This window comes from Microcoleus anatoxicus (assembly GCF_042465725.1).
GTDB lineage: Bacteria > Cyanobacteriota > Cyanobacteriia > Cyanobacteriales > Microcoleaceae > Microcoleus > Microcoleus anatoxicus.
The window spans coordinates 1,040,762-1,064,158 of sequence record NZ_CP120853.1; the positions used below are offsets into that span (position 1 = coordinate 1,040,762).

Annotated in this window: 20 protein-coding genes; 11 read left to right on the plus strand and 9 right to left on the minus strand. The window is 44.1% G+C overall.

Features of this window, described 5'->3' with window-relative positions; translation table 11 throughout:
• Positions 1–304 precede the first annotated feature (304 nt).
• The 3 genes from P2A85_RS04430 to P2A85_RS04440 all read right to left on the minus strand — a co-directional run bounded on the left by P2A85_RS04430 (position 305) and on the right by P2A85_RS04440 (position 3,786).
• Entirely contained in the window at positions 305–430 is a 126-nt protein-coding gene (locus P2A85_RS04430; protein ID WP_340517559.1) for a photosystem II protein Y, read from the minus strand.
• A gap of 579 nt (positions 431–1,009) precedes the next feature.
• A complete protein-coding gene (locus tag P2A85_RS04435; protein WP_371115113.1) occupies positions 1,010–1,768 on the minus strand; it encodes a MinD/ParA family protein in 759 nt (252 codons plus the stop codon).
• A 161-nt stretch (positions 1,769–1,929) separates the two neighbouring features.
• The gene (locus P2A85_RS04440) at positions 1,930–3,786 is read right to left on the minus strand and encodes a CHASE2 domain-containing protein (RefSeq protein WP_377477781.1); all 1,857 of its coding nucleotides are present in this window, start codon (positions 3,784–3,786) and stop codon (positions 1,930–1,932) included.
• 333 nt (positions 3,787–4,119) lie between these two features.
• Between P2A85_RS04440 and P2A85_RS04445 the strand changes: the two genes are divergently transcribed.
• The 5 genes from P2A85_RS04445 to P2A85_RS04465 all read left to right on the plus strand — a co-directional run bounded on the left by P2A85_RS04445 (position 4,120) and on the right by P2A85_RS04465 (position 8,199).
• Positions 4,120–4,857, plus strand: coding sequence for a DUF928 domain-containing protein (locus P2A85_RS04445; protein WP_377477782.1), 738 nt, complete (start codon positions 4,120–4,122; stop codon positions 4,855–4,857).
• 112 nt (positions 4,858–4,969) lie between these two features.
• A complete protein-coding gene (locus tag P2A85_RS04450; RefSeq protein WP_377477783.1) occupies positions 4,970–5,719 on the plus strand; it encodes a DUF928 domain-containing protein in 750 nt (249 codons plus the stop codon).
• Between the two features lie 37 nt (positions 5,720–5,756).
• Positions 5,757–6,551: an HAD family hydrolase gene (locus tag P2A85_RS04455; RefSeq protein ID WP_377477784.1), complete on the plus strand. Its 795-nt coding sequence runs from the start codon at positions 5,757–5,759 to the stop codon at positions 6,549–6,551.
• 145 nt (positions 6,552–6,696) lie between these two features.
• Positions 6,697–7,914, plus strand: coding sequence for a DNA double-strand break repair nuclease NurA (locus P2A85_RS04460; RefSeq protein WP_377477785.1), 1,218 nt, complete (start codon positions 6,697–6,699; stop codon positions 7,912–7,914).
• A gap of 66 nt (positions 7,915–7,980) precedes the next feature.
• The gene (locus P2A85_RS04465) at positions 7,981–8,199 is read left to right on the plus strand and encodes a hypothetical protein (protein ID WP_377477786.1); all 219 of its coding nucleotides are present in this window, start codon (positions 7,981–7,983) and stop codon (positions 8,197–8,199) included.
• 110 nt (positions 8,200–8,309) lie between these two features.
• Here the strand turns inward: P2A85_RS04465 and P2A85_RS04470 are convergent, their stop codons facing one another.
• A complete protein-coding gene (locus P2A85_RS04470; RefSeq protein ID WP_377477787.1) occupies positions 8,310–10,346 on the minus strand; it encodes an ABC transporter ATP-binding protein in 2,037 nt (678 codons plus the stop codon).
• 242 nt (positions 10,347–10,588) lie between these two features.
• On the opposite strand from P2A85_RS04470, the gene P2A85_RS04475 reads away from it, so the two are divergent.
• Positions 10,589–12,673: a von Willebrand factor type A domain-containing protein gene (locus P2A85_RS04475; RefSeq protein WP_377477788.1), complete on the plus strand. Its 2,085-nt coding sequence runs from the start codon at positions 10,589–10,591 to the stop codon at positions 12,671–12,673.
• A gap of 15 nt (positions 12,674–12,688) precedes the next feature.
• Here P2A85_RS04475 and P2A85_RS04480 read toward each other — a convergent pair whose 3' ends face one another.
• The 5 genes from P2A85_RS04480 to P2A85_RS04500 form a co-directional block, all read right to left on the minus strand.
• Positions 12,689–13,489 (minus strand): class I SAM-dependent methyltransferase, encoded by an 801-nt coding sequence (locus P2A85_RS04480; protein ID WP_377477789.1) that lies wholly within the window; start codon positions 13,487–13,489, stop codon positions 12,689–12,691.
• Positions 13,490–13,778: 289 nt separating this feature from the next.
• Positions 13,779–15,419: a 2-isopropylmalate synthase gene (locus P2A85_RS04485; RefSeq protein ID WP_377477791.1), complete on the minus strand. Its 1,641-nt coding sequence runs from the start codon at positions 15,417–15,419 to the stop codon at positions 13,779–13,781.
• Positions 15,420–15,598: 179 nt separating this feature from the next.
• Positions 15,599–16,120, minus strand: a complete 522-nt coding sequence (locus P2A85_RS04490) for an NYN domain-containing protein (protein ID WP_006633075.1) — start codon at positions 16,118–16,120, stop codon at positions 15,599–15,601.
• A gap of 367 nt (positions 16,121–16,487) precedes the next feature.
• Positions 16,488–17,138: a response regulator transcription factor gene (locus P2A85_RS04495; protein ID WP_377477792.1), complete on the minus strand. Its 651-nt coding sequence runs from the start codon at positions 17,136–17,138 to the stop codon at positions 16,488–16,490.
• Positions 17,139–17,668: 530 nt separating this feature from the next.
• Positions 17,669–18,094: a ferredoxin gene (locus P2A85_RS04500; RefSeq protein WP_377477793.1), complete on the minus strand. Its 426-nt coding sequence runs from the start codon at positions 18,092–18,094 to the stop codon at positions 17,669–17,671.
• A 272-nt stretch (positions 18,095–18,366) separates the two neighbouring features.
• Between P2A85_RS04500 and groES the strand changes: the two genes are divergently transcribed.
• From groES to P2A85_RS04525, 5 genes are all read left to right on the plus strand, one after another.
• Positions 18,367–18,678, plus strand: a complete 312-nt coding sequence (gene groES / locus P2A85_RS04505; RefSeq protein WP_096828723.1) for a co-chaperone GroES — start codon at positions 18,367–18,369, stop codon at positions 18,676–18,678.
• Between the two features lie 144 nt (positions 18,679–18,822).
• On the plus strand, positions 18,823–20,463 hold the full coding sequence (gene groL / locus P2A85_RS04510) for a chaperonin GroEL (RefSeq protein ID WP_377477795.1): 1,641 nt from the start codon (positions 18,823–18,825) through the stop codon (positions 20,461–20,463).
• Between the two features lie 434 nt (positions 20,464–20,897).
• Positions 20,898–21,077 carry a DUF6888 family protein gene (locus P2A85_RS04515; protein ID WP_371115102.1) on the plus strand — a complete coding sequence of 60 codons (180 nt, stop codon included), beginning with the start codon at positions 20,898–20,900 and terminating at the stop codon, positions 21,075–21,077.
• A complete protein-coding gene (locus P2A85_RS04520; RefSeq protein ID WP_371115101.1) occupies positions 21,074–21,286 on the plus strand; it encodes a DUF6887 family protein in 213 nt (70 codons plus the stop codon). Before P2A85_RS04515 ends, P2A85_RS04520 begins: the two co-directional genes overlap by 4 nt.
• Positions 21,287–21,662: 376 nt before the next feature.
• Entirely contained in the window at positions 21,663–23,363 is a 1,701-nt protein-coding gene (locus P2A85_RS04525) for a DUF262 domain-containing protein (protein ID WP_377477797.1), read from the plus strand.
• Positions 23,364–23,397 lie beyond the last annotated feature (34 nt).

Sequence of the window (23,397 nt, forward strand, 5' to 3'; positions counted from 1 at the left end):
CGTTGACAATTTTACCGATCTTCCCTACAGGTTAAACTTCGGAGTTTTTCGGGTTTTTTTCAGTGCAATTACTTTTGTGATTGTCTCATATTTTGGTGGGAGTGTGTTTGACCAATACTTTGATTTTCCTTAAGCGATCGCAGCCGCTCGATGCACTTTCCGAGTTCATCAATTCTGTATTGGTTTTTTGAGAAATGATTCTAACTTTTCCCAAGGATTTTACAGTAAATAAACATGAATTAGCCGACTGTTTTTGTATCTTAAGAAACAGTCGGCTCGGAAAGTAGCTGTAAATAAGCTAAGTTTAAGTTTGCTTGTTCAACAATTTCTGAACTTGTGTCAGAGCAATAGCGCCGATGTTGTATACGGCCCAGCCGCCAGCCAACAAAACGGGCATCAATACTATTAGTATCCGCCAGTCAAAATCCATTGTTTCTCCTCCTAAAGTTTTTTCACAAATTCTCTTGACTCTCCCCAGTTAAGCTCACGCCGGGATTCTTAAGACTGGGCGGCCTTAATATCCCTATTGCTGGGGTTTCCGGGCGCAATCCTGTTGCCAAACATGGCGGTCTGCTATCCTAGTGTTGCCACTAGCTCCTCGGTCGTAACTTTCCCCCTGTCGGGGGGTAGGTTTTAATGTCTTGTACTGACAAGTCCTAGGGGACTTCTGCGTAAAAGCAAGTCTTGAACAGGCCGGATACCTATTCCACAATCATGATGACAGAGGTGTATTTGACTAGGCAAAAACACTGGGTTAACATGATTCGGCACGATCGGTAAATCAAGGCAGGATTTATCCTGCAACTACCTTCGATCCCTCGACTCAAGTCAAGCAGGTTTTCCGGCTATTCTTTATAATCTATTTTTATCTTATTGTGTCACCATTCTTCAGACTAAACAAGCTAATCTTTGCCACCGAAAGTTCGATCGCCCCCGCCTCGCAGGCCATCTCGCCAAGCGGGCGTGACTGGAAATGGTCGATCGCCTCGCACAGCAGCACATCCCAGGATCAGGCCATAATTTGTCTAGCGATCCCTTCCACCACCGCAGTTAGGGGATCGTTGGGGTAATGCAAAGCAAAAACTCCCTTACTCGCCAGCAGCATCATTTTGTCACTGTGGGGCAGAACTCCTGCCACTGGGATCTTGTATATAGTCTCTACTTGCTGCTTCAAATCATCAAAGTCCAGGGATTCCGGGGCTTTATTGATAGTCATCAAGATCTTTGGCACTTCTAATTGTCGGGCCACATCTACCGTCACAGCCGTTCCTTGAAAGTCTTGCTGATCGGGACGCAGGATCAGCAGCAGGATGTCGGAAATTGTAATACTCAGCAGAGTTTCTTCGTTGAGGCCAGGGTGAGTGTCGATAAATAGGTAATCTAAGTCCAGAACCTCGATCAGCTCTTCAAAACCGTCCGTCAGCAATCCTACGTCGTAGCCTTCGCGCAAAACTCGTGCGATTTCTCCTGCTTTAATGCTCGAAGGAATCAGGTAGAGTTCGCCCTTATTCGCTAATTGGGGCAATAGGGATGTTACTTTGCAGGCTGTATCGGCGATCGGACATCGACCCCATAGGTAATCATTGAGACAGCGATCCATATTGTTTTCAGTGAAACCGAACAATACATGAATCCCAGGGGATTGAATATCGGTGTCTACAATAGCCACCCGATTTCCTTTGCTAGCGATGATAGATGCCAGGTTTGCTGTCGTGTTCGATTTGCCAGTTCCACCCCGGTAGGAGTGGACAGAGATGGTTTTGGACATGGTTTAGTTTGGAGTGTGAGATGAGGAAGCAAATTACTACTTCCACATCCTCCGCTACCATTCGACCCTTTGACAAGCTATTAACAGTCGATCGTCAGTTCATTCATATACTCCCTGGGGTAGAACGGCAAGGATTCTTGACAAGGCTGTTCTGGAGATGTCTACTCCTGATTGGTTGGATTTTTGAGCCTGTTTTTTGCGGATTTGCGCTGTCGCATTTGTCGGGCTTTGGCTTGCAAATCGCTCAACTCCCCATCGGTTGGAGTTTCCATCGCCCCGTCAAGTAGTTTTTCCTCAAGAGTCACAGGGGTTTGGGATGCCTGAGCTGACAAATCGCTCAAGTCCCCATCGGTTGGAGTTTCCATCGCCCCGTCAAGCAGTTTTTCCTCAACAGGCACAGGGGTTTGGGATGCCTGTTCAGCTTCACTCAGTACCCCGCGCTGCTTGTGTTTTTGAGCTTTTTGCTTTAACTGAGCTAAGTAATCCTGGGGCTGACTTTCAGCGTTTTGAGGTGTCGCCGAAACAGGAATTATTTTGGGTATTTCTGCGGATGCAGAAGGAGCTTGAGCAGAGAGTTCTTTTTTGCTCCCTCTAAGTCGATCTTTTTTTTGCTGCAATTCTTTAAAGAACTGCGATTGCGTAATTTCTGCTACTTGCTCATCTTTTTGGGCTTGGTCTATTTCAATTTTGAAAACTTGTTTGACGCGATCGGTAATTGCTTTCCCGTAACCGGATTTATTAAATCTGTCGGCTAATACAATACTGCCACCAGTGACAACTAAAGCTAAGGCCGGTGTTGCCATCGGCACCCACCCTCCTAACCAAAAAATCCCCAAGCTGGTGATGCAACATACTCCCAGCATTGCCACAAAGGTGAGTATCAAGCGCGTAGGGTGAGTTATCCGCCAAGCCAAGGTTCCTCCCACAATGGACCATCCCGAAATCCAGAGGATTTCTACCCATTCGGGCCAAAACCAAAATAAAGGTCGATCGTCTAAAACCGCACTCAAAATTTGGCTAACGACTTGTGCGTGAGTAACTATCCCCGGCATGAATTGGTTTTTGTCTTTTCCCGCACTGTAAGGAGTATAAAAAAAGTCTTTAACAGTTTCTGTGGTGTAACCGATGAGAACTATTTTATCTTTCACCAAGTTCTGGTTAATTTTACCTTCCAAGACATCTGTTAATTTGACTTGGTTTGCTACTTTACTTCTCGACCTATAGTTAATTAATATTTGATATCCTCGGAGATCTACATTTTTATATTCTCCGTCATTTAGTTCCAATTTTTTAAACTGCTTTTTACCAAGCCATAAAGATTGGTCTTTCGCGAGTCTTGGGTAAATTTTTTGCGGTTGCAGGTAGCGCAATGCTAGCTGGAGGTTAAAGGAAAATAAAACTTGGGAATTGTCGTTACAAAGGTGTTTTTCGGTAGGATAGTTAGTCTCTATAGCCGGGGGTTTCATAAATAATAAAGCCCTGCGGACTATGCCACCGGGATCTACTCCAAAATCTGCAAATCCAATCCGCTCTTTTGGTATTCCGGGGGGAGGCGGAGTACCGGGACTATCGACAGTACCATCGGTGACTAAACAAACCCCGATCGTGCGATCGCTTCTGCGCAAAAATTTAGTTAACTCGTCCCGCCCCTCTCCTTGGGGTACATCTCGCAGGACATCTAAACCGATGACTCGTGGCTGTAGTTTGTCTAGTTTTTGTAAGATTTCAGTTATTTTGCGATCGGATATGGGCCACTGTTTAAGCCTCTGAATGTCTGATTCGGTAATTCCGACAATTAGCAAGCGCGAGTCTGGACTTTCGTCAGGACGCCACCTCACCATTTGGTCGTAAGCCGCTAACTCTACTGATTCGAGTATTCCAAGCTGTCTAGCCCCAATTAAAGACAACGTTACGGCTGCGCTAGCTATTAGTACAGACCTCGCAAATGTTACCGAAGGTTTATAAAACTTACTCAATGGGGTTGTTACCGATCGAATTTGGTTAAATATATTACTCATGGTCCCTGAATAAAGGTTTGAGTCGTTTGTGGAGTAGCAGTTTGTAGGCGCTGGCCTTAACCCTCGACAGTCTCTATCTTAGAACAGTCCGAAGATTCCGCAACTTTGTCAAAATTTTTTACCGTTTTTAGCTTTCAGTCTCCGTAATAATCCTTACGACTTCGACAACTCGATGTTTGGGCTGCTGAGAATACACTTGCCGATCGCATTAATTAATGCTATGGATATGTCAAGGTTAAAAATGTGTATCTACAGCGAGTCTAGTTGCTCGAAAAAAAATCTCGCAAACAGACAATTTCTGTGTTTGCAATATTATACTCAAAGGTACAAAAAATGAAACGTTTTTTACATCTTGCTACGGTTTCGGTGGCTTTATCTGCGATCGCAGCCACTCTCCCCACAATACCCACACCAGTGCGGGCTCAATCTCAACCAATTCTTCTGAGTCAGAGTCTTAACTTCCAGCCTCCCGACGTCACAGCCCCAGCCAACCGACAAGGGGGCACACATCGTGGTAATGGTAAATGTCCGGCTGGCTTATCCATTACTCCTTTAGTTCCCATTAGTAATATTGGTTTAACACTGACAGATTCGCCTACATTTTTTGTTTATGTTCCTCAAACAGAGGCCCAAATAGAATTCACATTGCTCACAGAAAAGGAAGACGAATTAGTCTACGAAAAAAGCTTCAAAGTTGACAAGCCAGGGATTGTCGGGGTCAATGTTCCACCCGGAGCAAAAGACAAATCTGTGCAAGTAGGTAAGCGTTATGTCTGGTCATTTTCCATGATTTGTGATACTCAAGATCGATCGGCGGATTTAGTAGTAAAAGGCTGGGTAGAACGAGTAGAAAAAGAAGCCAATATCCAGAACAGTTTAAAAAAAACAGACCCGATGACAAGAGTCAACTTTTACGCCGAAAATGGGATTTGGTATGAGACACTCACGACTCTAGCCGAACTGCGCCGCCAGAAACCAGGAGATTCAGTTTTGACCGCAGAGTGGAATAAATTGTTGCACTCCCAAGGACTTGATTCCGTAGCCACTCAACCCTTGGTTGAATCTCTTTAATTTTTGCTCGATTGTGTCAAGATTGAGATGGTTGTAGTGTTAATCAGAAGTTTCTACTCCTGGTTAACCCTACAAAAATGCCATACCACACTTCTACAATTTAGTCAAAGCAATGAAAGGTTTTCTGCATCTTACTACTGTTTATACTAAGTATCTGGCTCTAGGGGCGATCTCAGCTATTATTTCTAGTCTACCAGCACCATTACTAGCTGAGTCTACCCCTATGCAACTGAGCCAGAATATTAATTTCCAGCCCCCAGATGTGGAAGCTCCCAACAATCGCCAAGGTGGAACCCATCGAGGGGATGCGTGTCAAAAAGAATTATCGATTATTCCCTTAATCCCAGACAGCAATTTTGGTTTAACCCTAGCAGCCTCGCCAACATTTTTGGCTTACGTTTCTGGGCCTGGTACTGAAGTGGAGTTTACTTTGCAAACAGAAGATGAAAAAGCAACGGAAATTTACAAAACTACCTTCAAAGTTGACAAGCCAGGGATTGTTGAGGTAACTATTCCTACTACTAATAATCCTCAGAAATCTCTTCAAGTAGGTCAGCGATATCAGTGGTCCTTTGCGGTAATTTGCAACTCACAAGATAGAGCAGGAGATTATTTTGTCAACGGTTCTGTGCAGCGGATTGAACCTCAGCCAAGCCTCAAAACCGATTTAGCGACTCCCGACCCGATCGCTAGACTGAGCATTTACGCTAATAATGGGATTTGGTACGAGACAGTAGCTAATCTCGCCCAATTGCGCCGTCAGGCTCCTGATGATGCCAAGCTGACAGCAGAGTGGACTAAATTATTGCAGTCTCAAAAACTAGATGCAGTGATGAATCAACCCCTAGTTCAATCTTTCTAATAATCACTCCTGAAAAAATACAACTGACAGCTTACTAATGAATAATCAGTTTCCCACAATTCTAGCTCTGGATTTTGACGGCGTGATTTGCGACGGATTAATCGAATATTTTCAAACAGCTTGGCGCACCTACTGTCAAATCTGGAAGCCCGATCGAACAGCGCCAGATCCCGATTTAGCTTCCAGTTTTTATAGAGTGCGTCCAGCCATTGAAACTGGTTGGGAAATGCCCCTGCTGATTCGCGCACTGCTGACTGGAATTACGGAACAGCAAATATTGCTAGATTGGCCAAACATTGTACCACATTTGATGTCGGAAAATGATTTAAAAGCTGCATCTGTTGCGGCTATGTTAGATGGATTGCGGGATAATTGGATTGCCGAAGATTTGCCTGGATGGCTTTCTTTGCACCGTTTTTATCCAGGAGTAGCAGAAAGTTTATGCACATTGCAGGATACTTCGGTCAAAGTGGCGATAGTTACGACAAAGGAAGGTCGCTTTGTGAGAGAACTTTTGCAGTTAGCAGGTGTACAAATACCGTCCCAATTAATTTATGGCAAGGAATATAACAAGCCAAAACATCAAATTTTGCGGGAATTTTTGGCAGCATCTGGCGAAAATACTACTATTTGGTTTGTGGAAGACAGGTTGAAAACTTTGCTCTCGGTGAAACAACAGCCTGATTTATCTGATGTGAAGTTATTTTTAGCTGATTGGGGTTACAATACTTTGGCTGAACGGGAATCAGTAGCTGAAAATCCACCAGTTCAATTGTTGTCTCTATCCCAGTTTGCGGCAGATTTCTCCCATTGGCTCCCGGAGGAAACATGATGTTATGTAGTAATGAGTAAAAAAACACAAGTAACAAACAACCAACAACAAATAACAAGAAACAACAAATAACCAACAACCAACAACCAACAACAAATAACAAATAACCAATAACAAATAACCAATAACCAATAACCAATAACAAATGTTAGATTTAACAAAAGCAGCAAAAGCAATGCAGGGAATGAGCCAACATTTAACTGTGGAGGCTCTGGCGGCTCGCCAGCGTTTAGAAGTGGCTCAGAATTTGTTACAAAAAGCCGCAGCGAGACAGGAAGAATTGGTAGAATTACAAGAAAGTTGGAGCGATCGCACTTTATTTAATTCTGCCACACCGATCGAGTCCTTGTCCGATCGCACTTATATCCCAACTCCCCCCACAGCCCATACAGTCTTTGCAACAGACGGCTCACAAATTTCACCAAACCATCACGAAATAGCCTACTGCTACCTGCTAAACATAGGCACTGTCATGCTCCACTACGGGCAAAGTCGCCACCCAGTTTTAAACAGTGTACCAGAAGTTTTTTACAAACCAGAAGACTTGTATATTTCCCGACAGTGGGGAATTAGAACAGAAGAATGGATGGGATATCGGCGGGCAGTTTCCGAAGCCATCTTCTTAGCAGAAATGGGGGAAAATTGGGCGAAAGTTAATAACCATAAATTGCCAGCACCAGCTTTAGCAATGGTAGACGGTTCCCTGATTTATTGGTTTTTAGAACCCTTACCCACCGATGCCCGCGATTTAATTTTGCAGCCCATCTTAGCAGCATGGGACAAGTTGCGTTTAGCAGGAATTCCCCTATTAGGATATCTGAGTGCTTCTCGCAGCAGCGATAGCTTATCTTTTTTACGATTTCAAGCTTGCACCCACGAAGTACCAGACTGCATAACAAATTGCCCTAATGTCGGATTTGCGGCCACACTTTCCTACGCCGAAAAAGCACCTTGTCAAGTATTTGAACCCTTGCGAGATGTCATTTTATGGGCCACAATCTTGTCACCGGGAGAAAGAAGTCCTTTCTGGAAATCCCAAGCGAGAATTTTAGATTTGTACGGCTTGAATTCGGTCTATTTTTGTTACGTTCATGTAGGGACAGAAATTGCTAGAATTGAAGTGCCGGAATGGGTAGTAGAAGATTCAGCCCAGCTAGATTTAGCCTTGGGAATGATGCTAGCTCAGGTACGCAAAGGCGGTGGCTATCCAGTCACCTTAGCCGAAGCCCACAATCAAGCTGTGGTGAAAGGAGGAGATAGAGGTCGATTTTTCGCTTTATTGGAGCAAGAAATGATTAAAGCAGGTTTACAAAATGTGGGAATTTCTTACAAGGAAACACGGAAACGTGGCAGCATTGCTTGAAGTATACAGATAGTTTTAAATAGTTAGCCATCACAACTATAATTAAATAAGAGTTAAAAATGTTATATGCCCCTAGAATTAATTATCTTAATTGCCTCATTACTTGTATCTTGGTTAGTATTTAATTGGGCAGTGAAAGTATTGAAGGCTAGCATCGGGACGGCGATTGCTTTGGCCGTAATTGTGCTGACGATGCAGTTAATGTTTGGCATCGGACCCAATCAATTATTTCATTACATAATTCACCTGCCAGAAACGCTTTGGAAAATAATTTCTGGCAAGTAAATTGAACTGTCTAAGTTGAAAAATGGGCGGTTAAAACTGCGACTATAAAAACTAAGTCTGTCTGGGCGGACTAAGAAATAAGGGAAGATTTTTGCTGTTTCCTTCCAATCTTAACTTCCTAGCATTTGCAACTTATACAAACTAGCATACAACCCTTCTTGTTGCAACAGTTCCTCATGGCTACCAGACTCTATTAATTGGCCGCGTTTGAGCACTAAAATGCGATCGACATTTCGGATAGTCGAGAGTCGGTGAGCAATAATTATCGCCGTTCTTTCCGCCATCAAACGCTCTAGAGCTTCTTGAATCAAAGATTCTGTACCCACATCCAAACTAGCAGTTGCTTCATCTAGAACTAAAATACTGGGATTGCGAATAGCCGCACGAGCAAAGGCTAATAACTGCTTTTGTCCCCCAGATAGATTTGTACCTCGCTCCCGCAATTGCGTGTCATAACCTTGGGGCAATTGTTCAATTAAACCAGCAACATTTGTCTTTTCTGCTGCTGCTTGAATTTCCTCGATCGAGTAATTTTCACCCAGACTAATATTGCTTTTCACATCCCCAGCAAATAAAAATCCATCTTGGATGATCACCCCTATGTGCCGCCGCAATTCTGCTTGAGCCAAATCCCGAATATCGACATGATTAATTAAAATACGTCCTTTAGTGGGCTCGTAAAGGCGACACAACAGACGGATAATCGAACTTTTCCCAGCGCCTGTGGGCCCAACTAATGCTACTTTTTCCCCTGATTTGATTGTGAAATTCAGGTTTTGCAGCACATATTCGTCTTCTTTGTAAGCAAACCACACATTGTCAAATTGGATTTCTCCCGATTCACCATCCGGCGATTGAAGATTTTTTCCCTCTTTTGCTAAGGCTAAATGGGGCGGGGTGACTTGGGATTTTTTAGACAATAGACGATATTCCGAAGTGGGCGGATTTTCAGGATTCTCCTCGCTCAATTCTGGCTGGAATGGAGACAAATTATAACCAATGGCGTCTGGATGTCCCGTTATCAGCAGCGGTGAATAATATTCTGCTTTTCCTTGTTTGCTATTCCCTCTTCCTACTTCTTGCTTTTGTTGGATACTTGGATCTTTAATTTCGATGGGTTCGTTGAGAATATCGCTAATCCGTTCAACCGCCGTAAATCCTGCTTGAATAGCGGTAAATTTTTCTGCAAATTGCCGCAGGGGATCGAAAAGACGCTGAGCAAACAAAATGAATGCAGAGAGAGTTCCAAAATTAATTGTACCTCCCAGAAGACTTTTACCGCCCATCCACAAAACTGCTGCTATCGCGACTAAAGCAATCCATTCTAATGTCGCAGATACGGCGGAGTCGTAAAATATTGTTTCATCAATTGCCTTAATGTAACGTTTATTGGTGACACGAAATAATTGTGAGTTGAATTTTTCACGACGAAATAGCTGTACTACACCAATACCAGTCAAGTTTTCTTGCAGTTGTGCGTTGAGATCGGAAAGTTCTTCTCTAGTCTTGTAATTTGCAATCCGATATTTATACTGAAAATAAACTATGAGGGCGGTAATTGGAATCATCATTAACACCAACATTAAAGCTAATTGCCACTGCATGGTAAACATGAATACGGCAATTACTAATATTGAAAATAAATCGCTGATAATCCCGATCGCCCCGGAAGAAAAAACTTCGCCCAAAGCCTCGACATCACTGGTGAGACGAGTCATTAGTTGGCCTACAGGAGTGCGATCGAAAAATCGGACGGCTAGGGAAGTGACGTGGGCGAACAAATCATTTCTAATATCAGTAGTAATTATTTGCCCTACCTTCGTGACTAAATAGCCTTGAACTGATTGCAATACTAGCCGAAATGTGATAGTTAGCATCAGCATAACTGCCAGAAGATTTAATCCAGCAGACAAAGGCATTCCCCGCAGAAATTCGTAGGTAGGTTCAGCTCGAATTAGCGAAATTGCCTGCCCGATCAAGACAGGTTGAACCGCGCCGGATACTGCTAGGGGTACTAATAGGACGATCGAAATAATTAACAAGCGTTTGCTGCGCCCTGCGTAAGTTGCCAACCTCATGAATAACCGCCAGTCTGTTTCGCGGCGGGGTTGGTTTTTGGTATCTGCTACTGGAGAAGAAACAGTCATTCGATTTTAGATTTTATAGGAAAAATTTGAGATGGCAGAAGCGGTGCTACTACTATATGTTATCATAGTAGCAAATAGAATCATTTAAATTATCAATTTCTCTATTCATAAGAGTTATTCATCTCTCTTAACAGTTTCTCTGCGTACTCTGCGTACTCTGTGGTTAAATAATTCCGAATTAGGAAACCGATGTAGTATATTATTCTAGAGGGCGATCGCAATATCTTCAGGAGTAAAAGTCGATGCGTAAACTTTTGTTGCAAATAGTGGTATTAAGTCCAGTAATTTTAACTTGTTACTCCATCGCTCCCCAAAGTACGATCGCCCAAGAAGTCGATCGCCAAACTGGCGCACCAACTCCCACCAATGTTTCTCAAGCAGCGGAAATTACAGCGAATAGCTGGGCTTTCCAAGCACTACTATCCTTAGCAAAACGCTACAGTTGCCCGATTCTCCCCTCACTTGGTACTACTTTAGGCGATCGACCTTTAAAACGCTCGGATTTTGCGCTAAGTTTAAATAGTTGTTTGGAAAAAGTCGATCGGGCGATCGCCACAGGTACACCCACAGTCAGCCCCGAAGATTTAGCCACAGTGCAACGTTTGCGATCGGAATTTGCCTCAGACTTAGCATCAATCAGTCCTTTACCAAAAGCAACACTTGATCCTAGGCCCCAAAATCCCCCACTTTCAGAGCCAGCTAGTGGAATAGCACCGCCACCTACTCCAGAAACAATTCCCCGCCGACAAGCAGCAATTCAAAATTCTACTCCTTTATCTAACAATCGTTCTCCTGGTAATTTTACAGGCACTGATATATTAAGAAGTAGAAATTTTGAGGGCATGAATCCGCCAGCACCTACAATATCATCTCCGGCAAATCTGCCTGCACCAGAATTCGATCGCGAAGGATACAACCGCATTTACGAAAACTCTTATCAGCGGGCTAGCAACAACCCACTGTCAACCTTTGGCATCGATGTCGATACAGCATCCTACAGCAATGTGCGACGCTTTATCAATAGCGGTGTGATGCCGCCAAAAGATGCAGTGCGCTTGGAAGAACTCATTAATTACTTTACCTACGACTATCCACAGCCAAAAGGCGATCGACCTTTTTCAATAAATACAGAAGTAGCCAATGCACCCTGGAATCCCCAACACAAATTAGTCCACATTGGCTTACAAGGAAAAAGCATTTCTACCAAAGATTTACCACCGAACAATCTCGTATTTCTGATCGATGTTTCCGGTTCCATGAATTCCCCAGACAAATTGCCGCTACTCAAAGCATCTTTAAAATATCTCGTCAGCGAATTGAGAGCCAAAGATAGCGTTACAATCGTAGTCTACGCTGGAGCCGCCGGATTAGTTTTACCCCCAACACCAGGAAACCAAAAAGAAAAGATCTTAGATTCCCTCGATAAGTTACAAGCAGGCGGCTCTACCGCAGGCGGGGCGGGCATTCAACTTGCCTATAAAGTTGCCAAAGAAAACTCGATCAAACAAGGAAACAACCGCGTTATTCTGGCAACAGACGGCGATTTTAATGTCGGCACTTCCAGCGATGGGGAACTGGTGCGCCTGATAGAAGAAAAGCGAGAGCAAGGAGTATTTCTGAGTGTCTTGGGATTTGGCACAGGTAATTTGCAAGATGCCAAAATGGAACAGCTAGCCGATAAAGGTAACGGCAATTACGCTTATATCGATAGTTTATTAGAAGCCAAAAAAGTATTAGTCACTCAAATGGGAGGCACGCTATTTACCATCGCCAAAGATGTTAAAATTCAAGTAGAATTCAATCCAGCCAAAGTTCAAGCCTACCGTCTAGTTGGCTACGAAAATCGAGTTTTGCAAAATCAAGATTTTAATGACGACAAAAAAGATGCGGGTGAATTAGGTGCAGGACATTCGGTAACGGCAATTTACGAAATTATTCCGGTTGGTGTAGCCAGCGATGTCAAATTACCCGAAGTCGATCCATTAAAATATCAACCAAATCCAGCCACTCAGTCTGCATCTCAAACTGATGAATTGATGCAAGTCAAATTCCGTTATAAAAAACCTAACGAGACAGTCAGCCAGTTAATTACACAGTCAGTAATTGACAAACCTGTTAAATTGGAAAATACCTCTGCTAACTTCAGGTTTGCTGCTGCTGTAGCTGCTTTTGGGATGGTTTTGAGAGATTCTGAGTACAAGGGAACAGCCAATTTTGATGAAGTATTGAGGCTGGCAAATCAGGCAAAAGGTGAAGACAAGGAAGGCTACCGTGCAGATTTTCTCCGTTTAGTTGAAAGCTGCAAGACGCTAGCAGCAAAAAACTGATGGTACTTCCTGAAATTACTTAGTAGCTACCACAGCCAAATTCCAAGCCAACCGTTTCATCAAAGGCAACTTCTTTAAAAAACCATCCAACCCTTCCAACCGAGAATATTCGGGTTTTAATCTCTCTTGTTCAATAATAATCTTCTTCCAATAACGCTCCTCATTGGGATGCACTTTTTCGATTAAATAAAAGCGCAAAAAAATCCAAAGTGATGTCAACCAAAATGTATCGTAAGCTGTCTCGGAAAACAAAGACTTGACAAGTTTCACAACATTAATATCCAAAGGAGTTTCATCCTCAGTGCGCACCTCAGTCGCCATCCTGCGGTAAACATTAATCACCGGATTGTGCTTCATCGGGTCCCAAAAACAAGCTTTTCCACCGGGTTTCAGCACGCGGTGCATTTCACGAATCGCCTTTTCTGGTTCCGGCAAATGGTGCAGTAAATTAGAAGCGTAAACAATATCAAAACTATTATCTGGGAAATCTAGCGCCATGGCATTTACAGTGCAACCTTCGATTTTGACGCCGTTTGTCTCTGCTAATTTCAGAGCAACTTCTACCATGCCCTGAGAATAGTCAGCCGCCGTACACAGCGCGCCTTTTTTTGCAAAATAAACGCTATTTTCTCCTGCACCACAGCCTAAATCTAGGAGGCGTTTGCCGGTGATATCCCCCATTTGCTGGACAATAAATCTATTTTCTGGGGCTGTACAAGCTTCAAAGTAATCGTTGACTCGAATGCCGTCTACGTCGATTGTGGATGCCCAAGCATCGTGGAATTGTCGCTCTTTTTGTAAGGTTTCTTCTTGCATTTTTTAGGCTTTGTTTTTGATAGAAAAAGATTTTATTTTTTAACAACAGATGAACGTTGATTAATGCAGTCCGGTAGGGACTAAGGCCAAGCCCATACGTGTCAACTTAAGCCTGAAAGCCTTGGTATCTCTCGTTCATCGCCAAGTCTAGATCCCCCTAAATCCCCCTTAAGAAGGGGGACTTTGATCCGACTCTTGTCCCCCCCTTCTGAAGGGGGGCTAGGGGGGATCTAGATTTAATAGTCAAACAGCAGTCTCTGACTGGGTTTAACGTTAAGTTGACACCTGATCAGTGTTGTGCTTCGGCAACAACTTCATCTCTGATTTCTTTTGATTTTTCCCTCGCATTTTCCACACTATGCTGCAATACTCCGTAAAGGCGATTTAAAGCGCTGATGTAAGCTTCGGCGGAGGCGACGATAATATCAGTATTGGCTGAGTGTCCAGAAAATACTTTGCCTTGGTGACGCAAGCGAATTGTGACTTCGCCGATCGCATCAATTCCCCCTGTCACCGATTGTACCGAAAACTCAATCAACTCATTTGGTAAATTTACCACTCGGTTAATTGCCCTGTAAATTGCATCTACTGGACCAGTGCCGATCGCAGCATCAGTCAATTCTTCCCCCGTCGGAGTCCGCACGGTGACTGTGGCTGTGGGACGAGATTTGTCGCCACAGGAAACCTGCACCAATTCTAACCGGAAAAGTTCCGGTGCTTGATGGACTTCGTTGTTGGCGATCGCCTCCAAGTCCCAATCCGTAATCTCTTTTTTCTTGTCAGCTAAATCCTTAAATTTGACAAAAGCCTTATTTAACTCATCATCACCCATTTCAAAACCCAACTCTTTCAAGCGACTGTGAAAAGCATGACGCCCCGACAATTTGCCCAACACAATTTGATTTTCAGTTAAGCCGATGGATTCAGCGTCCATAATCTCGTAAGTCCGCTTATTTTTCAGCACCCCGTCTTGGTGAATTCCCGACTCGTGGGCGAAGGCATTTGCCCCTACAATCGCCTTATTTGGCTGCACCAACATCCCCGTTAAATTGGAAACTAAGCGAGATGTTTTGTAAATTTGGCGCGAGTCAATATTGGTCAGTGGCTCCTCAGATTCGGCTGGTCTACCCAAAAATGGATTAAAGTATTGACGGCGGACGTGCAAAGCCATCACTAACTCTTCCAGAGCGGCATTTCCTGCTCGTTCGCCAATGCCATTAATCGTGCATTCCAACTGTCTTGCACCATTTTTCACTGCTTCCAAAAAGTTAGCAACAGCCAATCCTAAATCATTGTGACCGTGGACTGAAATAATTGCGCGATCGATATTGGGTACATTTTCTTTAATTCCCCGAATCAAAGCACCATACTCGCTGGGAGTTGTGTAGCCGACTGTATCGGGAATATTCACCGTTGTGGCTCCGGCTGCGATCGCCCGTTCCAGAACTTGATATAAAAACTCTGGTTCAGAACGGCAAGCATCTTCGGGGGAAAATTCCACATCTTCGACAAAAGACTTAGCATAAGCTACCATTTCTGGCACTATTTCCAGCACTTGGGCCCGCGTCTTTTTCAGTTTATATTCCAAGTGAATATCAGACGTAGCCAGAAACGTATGAATTCGCGCATTGGCGGCTGGCTTCAGAGCTTCGGCTGCTGTTTTGATGTCTGGTTTTCGCGCCCTGGCTAAGCCACAAATTGTCGGCCCATTTTCTGTGCCCACTGCTCTGGCTATTTTTTGAACTGCCTCAAAATCGCCTGGGCTGGTGAAAGGGAAACCTGCTTCGATGATGTCTACACCCAATCTGGCTAACTGACGGGCGATCGTCAGTTTTTCCTCCACATTCAGAGATGCGCCAGGAGATTGTTCTCCGTCGCGCAAAGTCGTATCAAAAATCAGAATCCGGTCTTGATTTTGTTGAGTGTTCATATTTTTCAAAAATTATCCCTTGAATTTTAGGTGTACACCGTTTTTGGCAATTAGTCCTTCGTCACTATTCTATTTTTTATACCTCCCCACCCTAACTAATAACTATTAACTAATAACTACTAACTAATAACTACTAACTACTAACTAATAACTACTAACTAATAACTACTAACTAATAACTAATAATCCATTTTTTCGATATGTTCCCTAATTTCATTTAAGTCTATATACCTATCTGTGGCATTTCGGAGTTCTCTAGCAATCATACCTTCGGTTGATACCACAGTAATATGAGTATTTTTCGAGCGCAGTAGCTCGATCGCTCGCTCAAAATCCCCATCCCCGCTAAACAGTACCACCTGGTCATATTGATCCACCGTATTAAACATATCAACCACAATTTCTATGTCTAAATTAGCCTTTTGAGAATATCGACCAGAAGCATCATCGTAATATTCCTTAAGAATCTTAGTGCGCACCGTGTAACCCAGACTGATTAAAGCATCTCGAAACCCTCTTTGATCTTGCGGGTCTTTTAGACCCGTATACCAGAAAGCATTAATCAAGATGACATTCGGCTGCGAAGTTTTGAAATATTCGAGCACCCTGCGAGGATCAAAAAACCAACCGTTCTTTTGTTGAGCGTAGAACATATTGTTCCCGTCCACAAAAATAGAAAGGCGGTTCATTAAGTTTGTCATAGAACTTAGACCTAATAATTGTAGAAAGAAATTAATCTAAATATCACATTTTAGCAATATGGAGCTAACTGAGGCAATAGATTAAACTTCAGAAAACTCTATCTCCCCAGTATTTCATATTTTAGGCTCTACCGCCAGAGGGCCTTTTTAAAAGCTCCCATAATTGAGCCATCATTCCCAAAAACCAGACATCTATCAACTAAGCGGGCGGCTTAGGTGTCAAGGTTAATGGGGGTTCTAACGACTGACTACAGCCCGACCGCCTGCGTGGCATAGCGCAGCGCCTTGGCAACACCTTTTCCGTTACAAATGTTAGAAAAAGTCTTGCTGTTAATCAACCCCCTCATTTTATAGCAGCCCACCCAGCTTAAGCTTTTTTGCTTTCTAATGCCCAGCGAGCTAACTCTGTCCGGTTGTGGAGACCAGTTTTGCCTAGCATATTGCTGACGTGGCTTTCTATAGTTCGCTGGCTGACATTCATCACCTCTGCGATTTGGCGGTTTGCCATTCCCTGCGCTAGCAACTGTACCACCTTTAACTCAGTGGGAGTCAATTCGACATTGCGCCGCGCCTTAATTCTGAGGCCGCCCTCAAGACTTTCATTTCGGTGGCGAATCAAGCGGGATGCCGCTTTCAGAGAAGATTCTACTTGAGCTACCAGTTCTTCGGGCTCAAAAGGTTTAACTATATAAACATCAGCCCCCGTGCTCAAGCCTTTTACTCGGTCTGAGCTTTGACCTTTAGCAGATAAGAAAAGAACCGGAATCCAATTAGTGCGAGGGTCTTCTCTGATGTGCTTGACTAAAGTGTACCCATCCATTTCCGGCATCATCACATCGCAGATGATCAAGTCGGGAACTTCTTGTTCTAGTTTTTCCAGAGCGTGTCTGCCGTTTTCTGCTGTAATGACGTTATAACCCCGAAACTCTAAGTAATCCTTGACTAGCAAGATCAAGTTGGGGTCGTCGTCAACCAGCATCAGCCTTTTTTGCTCTCCTGAATTATTTTCCTTTGTCATGTTAATTCCCGCTAAAGTATTCCGCTGGCTTGCTTGTTTTCACTCCGGTGTTTTCGGGCCGTCCCCCCTTATCCCCTGCGGGGGTTTGGAGGACGGTGATGGGGTGAAGGGATTGCGGTGAGGGGAAAGCGGGGCGGGTATTACCGCTTCCGAACCTGTGGTTGATGCCCGTTTGTGAATGTCTTGCGACTAGGAACGGAGCCAAAACCTGTGATGGGCGATCCTGTAACGATCGACCTTAATTGATTGGAGACTGTCTGGGAGAGCCTTAGTTATATTTAATCTCGATCGGTTTAATTGCAGGTTGATGCCCCGGTTTTAAATGATACTTCTGATATAGAGAGATTTAAGCAGAATCCCTACTTACGTGTTTAACTTTTTCTAGTGTAGTTTGGCAAATTGCTTACTGCCTAGCACTGAGAAACTTTTTGGGCAAACTCACGCTACTTTGAGCTGTTACAGGTGCGATCGACTCGACACTGAACGGTCATCAGATTCTCACCCTTAAATTTAACATTTAAACGCTACAATTAAAGGTTTTGCTCCGTCTGAGTTGTTAGTGGTAAAGGTTGAGTCAAGAAAGCGTATTCTTGAACCACCTGGGAGTTGAGGAGATGTTCCTGAATAATTCTCTCGATCGCCACGGGTGTAACGTCGCGATACCAAACTCCGTCTGGATAGACTACCATGATTGGCCCTTGAGTACAAACTCGTAGGCAATTGGCTTTGGTACGAAAGATGCAGGTAGGCCGTGAGACACTGGGCCGATCCAATCCCAGTTCTTGCAAGCGTTTTTTGAGGTAATTCCATGCTTCGAGACTGGCGGCGCGATCGCAGCACTTGGGTACGGTTTGGTCGGCACAGATAAAAATATGTCGCTCTATGTGAGCCAGTCCCAGGCTTTCAACACACACCCTCAAGCCTTGAGAGCAAGATTCATCCTGATTTTCTGACATCTGAATTCCTTGGTAAATAGATTTTAAATTTTACCTCACTCCCCCACTCTCCCCCTCTGGGACTCTCCCACTCTCCGCCACTTTCCGACTCTCCCACTCCTTCTGGGTTCGGGAACCCGTACAGACACGCAAGTTGCGATCGCCCCTGACTAAAGCTAAATTAGCACTCAGGAGTCGAGAGTGCTAATATGTCAGTGTAAGTATTCAGTCGTTGCTTTCATAGCGACCTCTGACCACTGAATGACGACAATCTGTAATTTGGAGATTTATTTATGGCAGCAGTATCACTGAGTGTTTCTACCGTTAAACCACTAGGCGAGCGCGTGTTCGTGAAAGTAAGCGCTAGCGAAGAAAAAACCGCCGGCGGCATCCTTCTGCCCGACACAGCCAAAGAAAAGCCCCAAGTAGGCGAAGTCGCGGCTGTGGGCCCCGGCAAGCGCAATGACGACGGTCAGCGCGTTGAAATGGAAGTCAAAGTCGGCGACAAAGTTCTCTACTCGAAGTATGCCGGTACCGACATCAAACTCGGCACCGATGAATACGTCTTGTTGGCCGAAAAAGATATTCTGGCGATCGTTAACTAATTAATCATTAGTCATTAGTCATTAGTCATCAGTCATTAGTTCGATCGCCCATAACGCAAAAAAACTAATGACACAGGACAAATGACTGATATCAATCACCGCCTACAAAATCGCAAATCTTAAACCCAAAACCCCCAAAAAACTATGGCTAAGCGTATAATCTACAACGAAAATGCACGTCGCGCCCTCGAACGCGGTATGGACATTCTCGCCGAAGCAGTAGCAGTCACCCTCGGCCCCAAAGGTCGTAACGTGGTTCTCGAAAAGAAATTCGGAGCTCCTCAAATCGTCAATGACGGCGTTACCATCGCCAAAGAAATCGAACTAGAAGACCATGTAGAAAACACAGGCGTTGCTCTAATTCGTCAAGCCGCTTCCAAAACCAACGACGCAGCAGGCGACGGCACCACAACTGCTACCGTTCTCGCCCACGCAATGGTCAAAGAAGGCCTGCGGAACGTAGCTGCTGGTGCAAATGCGATCGCCCTCAAACGTGGTGTTGACAAAGCAACCACCTTTTTGGTAGAAAAGATTGCCGAACACGCCAAACAAGTAGAAGATTCTAAAGCCATCGCTCAAGTCGGCTCCATCTCCGCCGGCAACGACGACGAAGTTGGCCAAATGATTGCCAACGCAATGGACAAAGTAGGTAAAGAAGGCGTGATTTCCCTTGAAGAAGGCAAATCTATGACCACCGAACTCGAAATCACCGAAGGGATGCGCTTCGACAAAGGCTACATTTCGCCTTACTTCGTCACCGACACCGAACGGATGGAAGCGGTGCTTGACAACCCCTTCATCTTGCTGACAGACAAAAAAATCGGCATGGTACAAGACTTAGTACCAGTGCTCGAACAAGTAGCACGTTCTGGAAGCCCGCTGCTGATCATTGCAGAAGACATTGAGAAAGAAGCTCTAGCTACCCTCGTTGTCAACAAACTGCGCGGTGTGCTGAATGTAACTGCTGTCAAAGCACCTGGTTTTGGCGATCGACGCAAAGCCATGTTAGAAGATATCGCCGTTTTGACCGGCGGTCAACTAATCACCGAAGACGCCGGTTTGAAACTGGAAAACACCAAACTGGACATGATCGGCAAAGCTCGCCGCATCACCATCACCAAAGACAGCACCACAATTGTTGCCGAAGGTAACGAAGTCGCTGTCAAATCTCGCTGCGAACAAATTCGTCGTCAAATGGACGAAACCGAATCTTCCTACGACAAAGAAAAACTGCAAGAACGCTTGGCCAAATTGGCTGGTGGCGTTGCAGTCATCAAAGTCGGCGCTGCGACTGAAACTGAAATGAAGGATCGCAAACTGCGTTTGGAAGATGCGATCAACGCCACCAAAGCTGCTGTCGAAGAAGGCATCGTTCCTGGTGGCGGTACAACTTTGGCTCACCTAACTCCTCAATTGGAAGAGTGGGCAAATGGCACTCTGAAGGGCGAAGAATTGACCGGTGCATTGATTGTTGCCCGTGCTTTGGCTGCTCCTCTGAAGCGGATTGCTGAAAATGCTGGTTTGAATGGCGCTGTGATTGCTGAGCGCGTCAAAGAAAAGCCATTCAACGTTGGTTTCAACGCAGCGACAAATGAGTTTGTCGATATGTTTGAAGCTGGTATCGTTGACCCTGCGAAGGTGACTCGTTCTGCTCTGCAAAATGCAGCATCTATTGCTGGTATGGTGTTGACAACTGAGTGTATCGTCGTTGACAAGCCCGAACCCAAGGAAGGCGCTAGCGCTGGTGCTGGCGGCGGCATGGGCGGCGGCGACTTCGATTATTAATCGATAGTCGATCGTTTGATGGGGCGGGCTTTAGGGCCTGCCCTGTTATATTGATAATTGTTACAGAACGGAATGTGATACTTTCCCATCCTTTCCCATCATTGTGATAATTCTAGATATCGATGAAGATCCCCTTGGAAATTCTTGACACTTCCAACTAGAAGTTTTAGGATAGAACGAAAGAAACAATTGAATAAAATACCCGGCCGGGGCGCACCATCGCCTCGGCTTTTTAGGTTTTTATGATTTTATTTCGATCTCTTTTCGCTAAGTTTGGCTTGCCTTTTCCACTGGGAAAACAATTTTTAAACTGCTCCGGTCGGAAGTCACAATCGTCAAGATAAAGCTCTGGGTACTGTTAGGTCACGTTAAAACCCCAGATCATAACCCAATGGCCAAACCCTACGTTTACATTAAAACTTCGGAAAGTTAAAATGAACTTGCCAACTGCTGAACAAGGAATCAGATGTGTCATACTATGTCAATCCTTAACCAATACATTCACCCCTGTTTTCATTGTCCGCCTAGACGAGCGAACAGGTAATCTATTTATATTGGCAGGAGATAATATAGAGATAGAAATCTATCGCAATGGTTTGTGGAGGTTTTTGTGAGCGAGCCTGAATTTAATAGGATGACTAAAATAGAGCTAAGAGCTTATGTCATTGCTCACCCCAATGATAGAACAGCGTTTCATGCCTTTGTTGACCGTTTTACCTCTGAAGCCTCAACCAAGACGTTTGACCTCCCGAAATCAAGTGCTGATGTTGAGGAAGTTGATATCTTGGTTAGACAAAAATTAGAGCAACTAAAGACGAGTTAGCTCTAAAAAAGCGATCGCCCCTTGCCTGAAATGGTGAGGGATTTTTTTCTGCGATACAATCAAGACCGATCCAGATTTTCAGGAAATTATGGACGAGATTCGTGCCGAACGTACCTCTGACGATGACTCTGAAATCGATCCCTCATACTACCTGTAGAGGTGATTTAAGAGACTTTTACAGAGTGGGAAACTAGCTCGGCGATGACGGCGGAGGATGCCTGTGAACGGATCAGAGCAATTTCATATCAAGCTCTCGAAGAACTTTGATAAAACTCAGCAAAAACTAATCCGCCAGTGGAGACGGTGAAACGGTCGAGGATAAACTTGGAGAAAATAAATCTAATGATAGCTAAACTAACTTGTATTATTCAGTCTTATGGCTCGTACTAATCTCTTAGAGACCCGGACTACTAGCTTCGGGGACTTAATCGGCAATGGCAAAATCTATCGAGTACCGCCATTCCAACGGGATTATTCTTGGACGGAGGAGAACTGGGAAGACCTCTGGCAAGATATTTTGATGCTGCACAACAACCTCAGTGTTAGCCATTACATGGGAGCACTCGTGCTACAAAGCTCGGCTACTGCTGACAAAGAATTTACAGTCATCGATGGTCAACAGCGATTAGCCACTCTCAGCATTATTGCCGTTGCTGTGATTGAAAAAATCCGACGGTTGGTAGAGCAAAATGTTCAGCCTGAAGCCAACCGAGAACGGCAAGAAATTCTCAAGCGTACCTATCTGGGCGATCGAGATCCGCGTTCTCTCCGTTACTCTAGCAAACTATTTTTAAATGAAAATAATGATGATTTCTATCAAAGCAATTTGGTCAATCTCAGAAAGCCGTTAAATATCCGATCGCTCTCGAAATCCAATCAACTACTATGGCAAGCTTTCGATTACTTTTCCCAAGAACTAGAAAAAATGCCTGACATATTTCAGGATGGAGAAAAGCTAACTGCTTTTCTTGGAGATACTGTTGCCCAGCGACTACTTTTTATCCAAATTAGCGTCGAAGATGAACTGAATGCTTACACTGTTTTCGAGACACTAAATGCTAGGGGATTAGAGCTAACTTCTACTGATTTGTTGAAAAATTATCTGTTTTCACTGTTTCAAGGCCCAGACGATTTAAAAGCAGCTCAACGACAGTGGAAGCGCATTATCAATATGGTTCAGATGGAGGAGTTTCCCGCATTTTTGCGCTACTATCTCAGTCTAAATTATTCCAGAGTGCGACGCGAGCGCTTATTTAAGTTAGTTCGAGAATCTGTCAAAAATGCTCAACAAGCTTTTGACTTGCTTGACAAACTGGAGAATTTCAGCAGCTTATTTGTAGCTCTTGGTAGTCCAAATGATGAATTTTGGCGCGATACTCCACAGAATCAACCATATATTCGCGCGCTGAACTTGTTTCGGGTTAAGCAGGTATATCCAACCCTATTTGCTGCTTATCAGAGATTCTCGGCTGAAGATTTTACTCGCTTGCTAAAGCTTGTAGTTGCTATTTCCTTCCGCTACAGTATCGTTAGCAGCTTGAATCCCAATGAATTAGAATTGCTTTATAATAACGCTGCGCTCGACATTACTAGCGGCAAAATAACGGGTATGCGACAGGTGTTTGATGCACTGCGTCCGGGGTATGTTAAGGATGAAAAATTTCAGCAGGACTTTGCTTTGCTTTCTCTGTCTACAAAAGGTCAAAAGCGTAAGTTAGTTCGTTACATTTTTTGCAACCTAGAGGCAGATGAATCTGGCATTGAGGTTAATGAAGATAGTTTTTCTATAGAACACATTTTGCCGGAAGTACCAACAGATGACTGGCGACAAAATTTCACTGATGTCCAGATAGAGGAAATGGTTTACCGTCTTGGTAATTTAAGTCTTTTAGAACCTTCTTTTAATCGCGATATTGGACAAAAAAATTATCAGATAAAACGAGAAAAATATCAGCAGAGTGTTTATGCTTTGACAAAGAACATCTTGGCAGAAGATTGGACGCCAGATGCGATCGCAGCCCGTCAGAGGAATTTAGCACGGCGGGCAGTTCATATTTGGCAATCAGATTTTTCTTGATTTTTTAATCTGGTGACTTCACCATTGTCGAATC

Coding starts and splice junctions, on each gene's coding strand:
- P2A85_RS04430 (WP_340517559.1), bottom strand. CDS start 430: ATGGATTTTGACTGGCGGATACTAATAGTATTGATGCCCGTTTTGTTG.
- P2A85_RS04435 (WP_371115113.1), bottom strand. CDS start 1,768: ATGTCCAAAACCATCTCTGTCCACTCCTACCGGGGTGGAACTGGCAAA.
- P2A85_RS04440 (WP_377477781.1), bottom strand. CDS start 3,786: ATGAGTAATATATTTAACCAAATTCGATCGGTAACAACCCCATTGAGT.
- P2A85_RS04445 (WP_377477782.1), top strand. CDS start 4,120: ATGAAACGTTTTTTACATCTTGCTACGGTTTCGGTGGCTTTATCTGCG.
- P2A85_RS04450 (WP_377477783.1), top strand. CDS start 4,970: ATGAAAGGTTTTCTGCATCTTACTACTGTTTATACTAAGTATCTGGCT.
- P2A85_RS04455 (WP_377477784.1), top strand. CDS start 5,757: ATGAATAATCAGTTTCCCACAATTCTAGCTCTGGATTTTGACGGCGTG.
- P2A85_RS04460 (WP_377477785.1), top strand. CDS start 6,697: ATGTTAGATTTAACAAAAGCAGCAAAAGCAATGCAGGGAATGAGCCAA.
- P2A85_RS04465 (WP_377477786.1), top strand. CDS start 7,981: ATGCCCCTAGAATTAATTATCTTAATTGCCTCATTACTTGTATCTTGG.
- P2A85_RS04470 (WP_377477787.1), bottom strand. CDS start 10,346: ATGACTGTTTCTTCTCCAGTAGCAGATACCAAAAACCAACCCCGCCGC.
- P2A85_RS04475 (WP_377477788.1), top strand. CDS start 10,589: ATGCGTAAACTTTTGTTGCAAATAGTGGTATTAAGTCCAGTAATTTTA.
- P2A85_RS04480 (WP_377477789.1), bottom strand. CDS start 13,489: ATGCAAGAAGAAACCTTACAAAAAGAGCGACAATTCCACGATGCTTGG.
- P2A85_RS04485 (WP_377477791.1), bottom strand. CDS start 15,419: ATGAACACTCAACAAAATCAAGACCGGATTCTGATTTTTGATACGACT.
- P2A85_RS04490 (WP_006633075.1), bottom strand. CDS start 16,120: ATGACAAACTTAATGAACCGCCTTTCTATTTTTGTGGACGGGAACAAT.
- P2A85_RS04495 (WP_377477792.1), bottom strand. CDS start 17,138: ATGACAAAGGAAAATAATTCAGGAGAGCAAAAAAGGCTGATGCTGGTT.
- P2A85_RS04500 (WP_377477793.1), bottom strand. CDS start 18,094: ATGTCAGAAAATCAGGATGAATCTTGCTCTCAAGGCTTGAGGGTGTGT.
- groES (WP_096828723.1), top strand. CDS start 18,367: ATGGCAGCAGTATCACTGAGTGTTTCTACCGTTAAACCACTAGGCGAG.
- groL (WP_377477795.1), top strand. CDS start 18,823: ATGGCTAAGCGTATAATCTACAACGAAAATGCACGTCGCGCCCTCGAA.
- P2A85_RS04515 (WP_371115102.1), top strand. CDS start 20,898: ATGAACTTGCCAACTGCTGAACAAGGAATCAGATGTGTCATACTATGT.
- P2A85_RS04525 (WP_377477797.1), top strand. CDS start 21,663: ATGGCTCGTACTAATCTCTTAGAGACCCGGACTACTAGCTTCGGGGAC.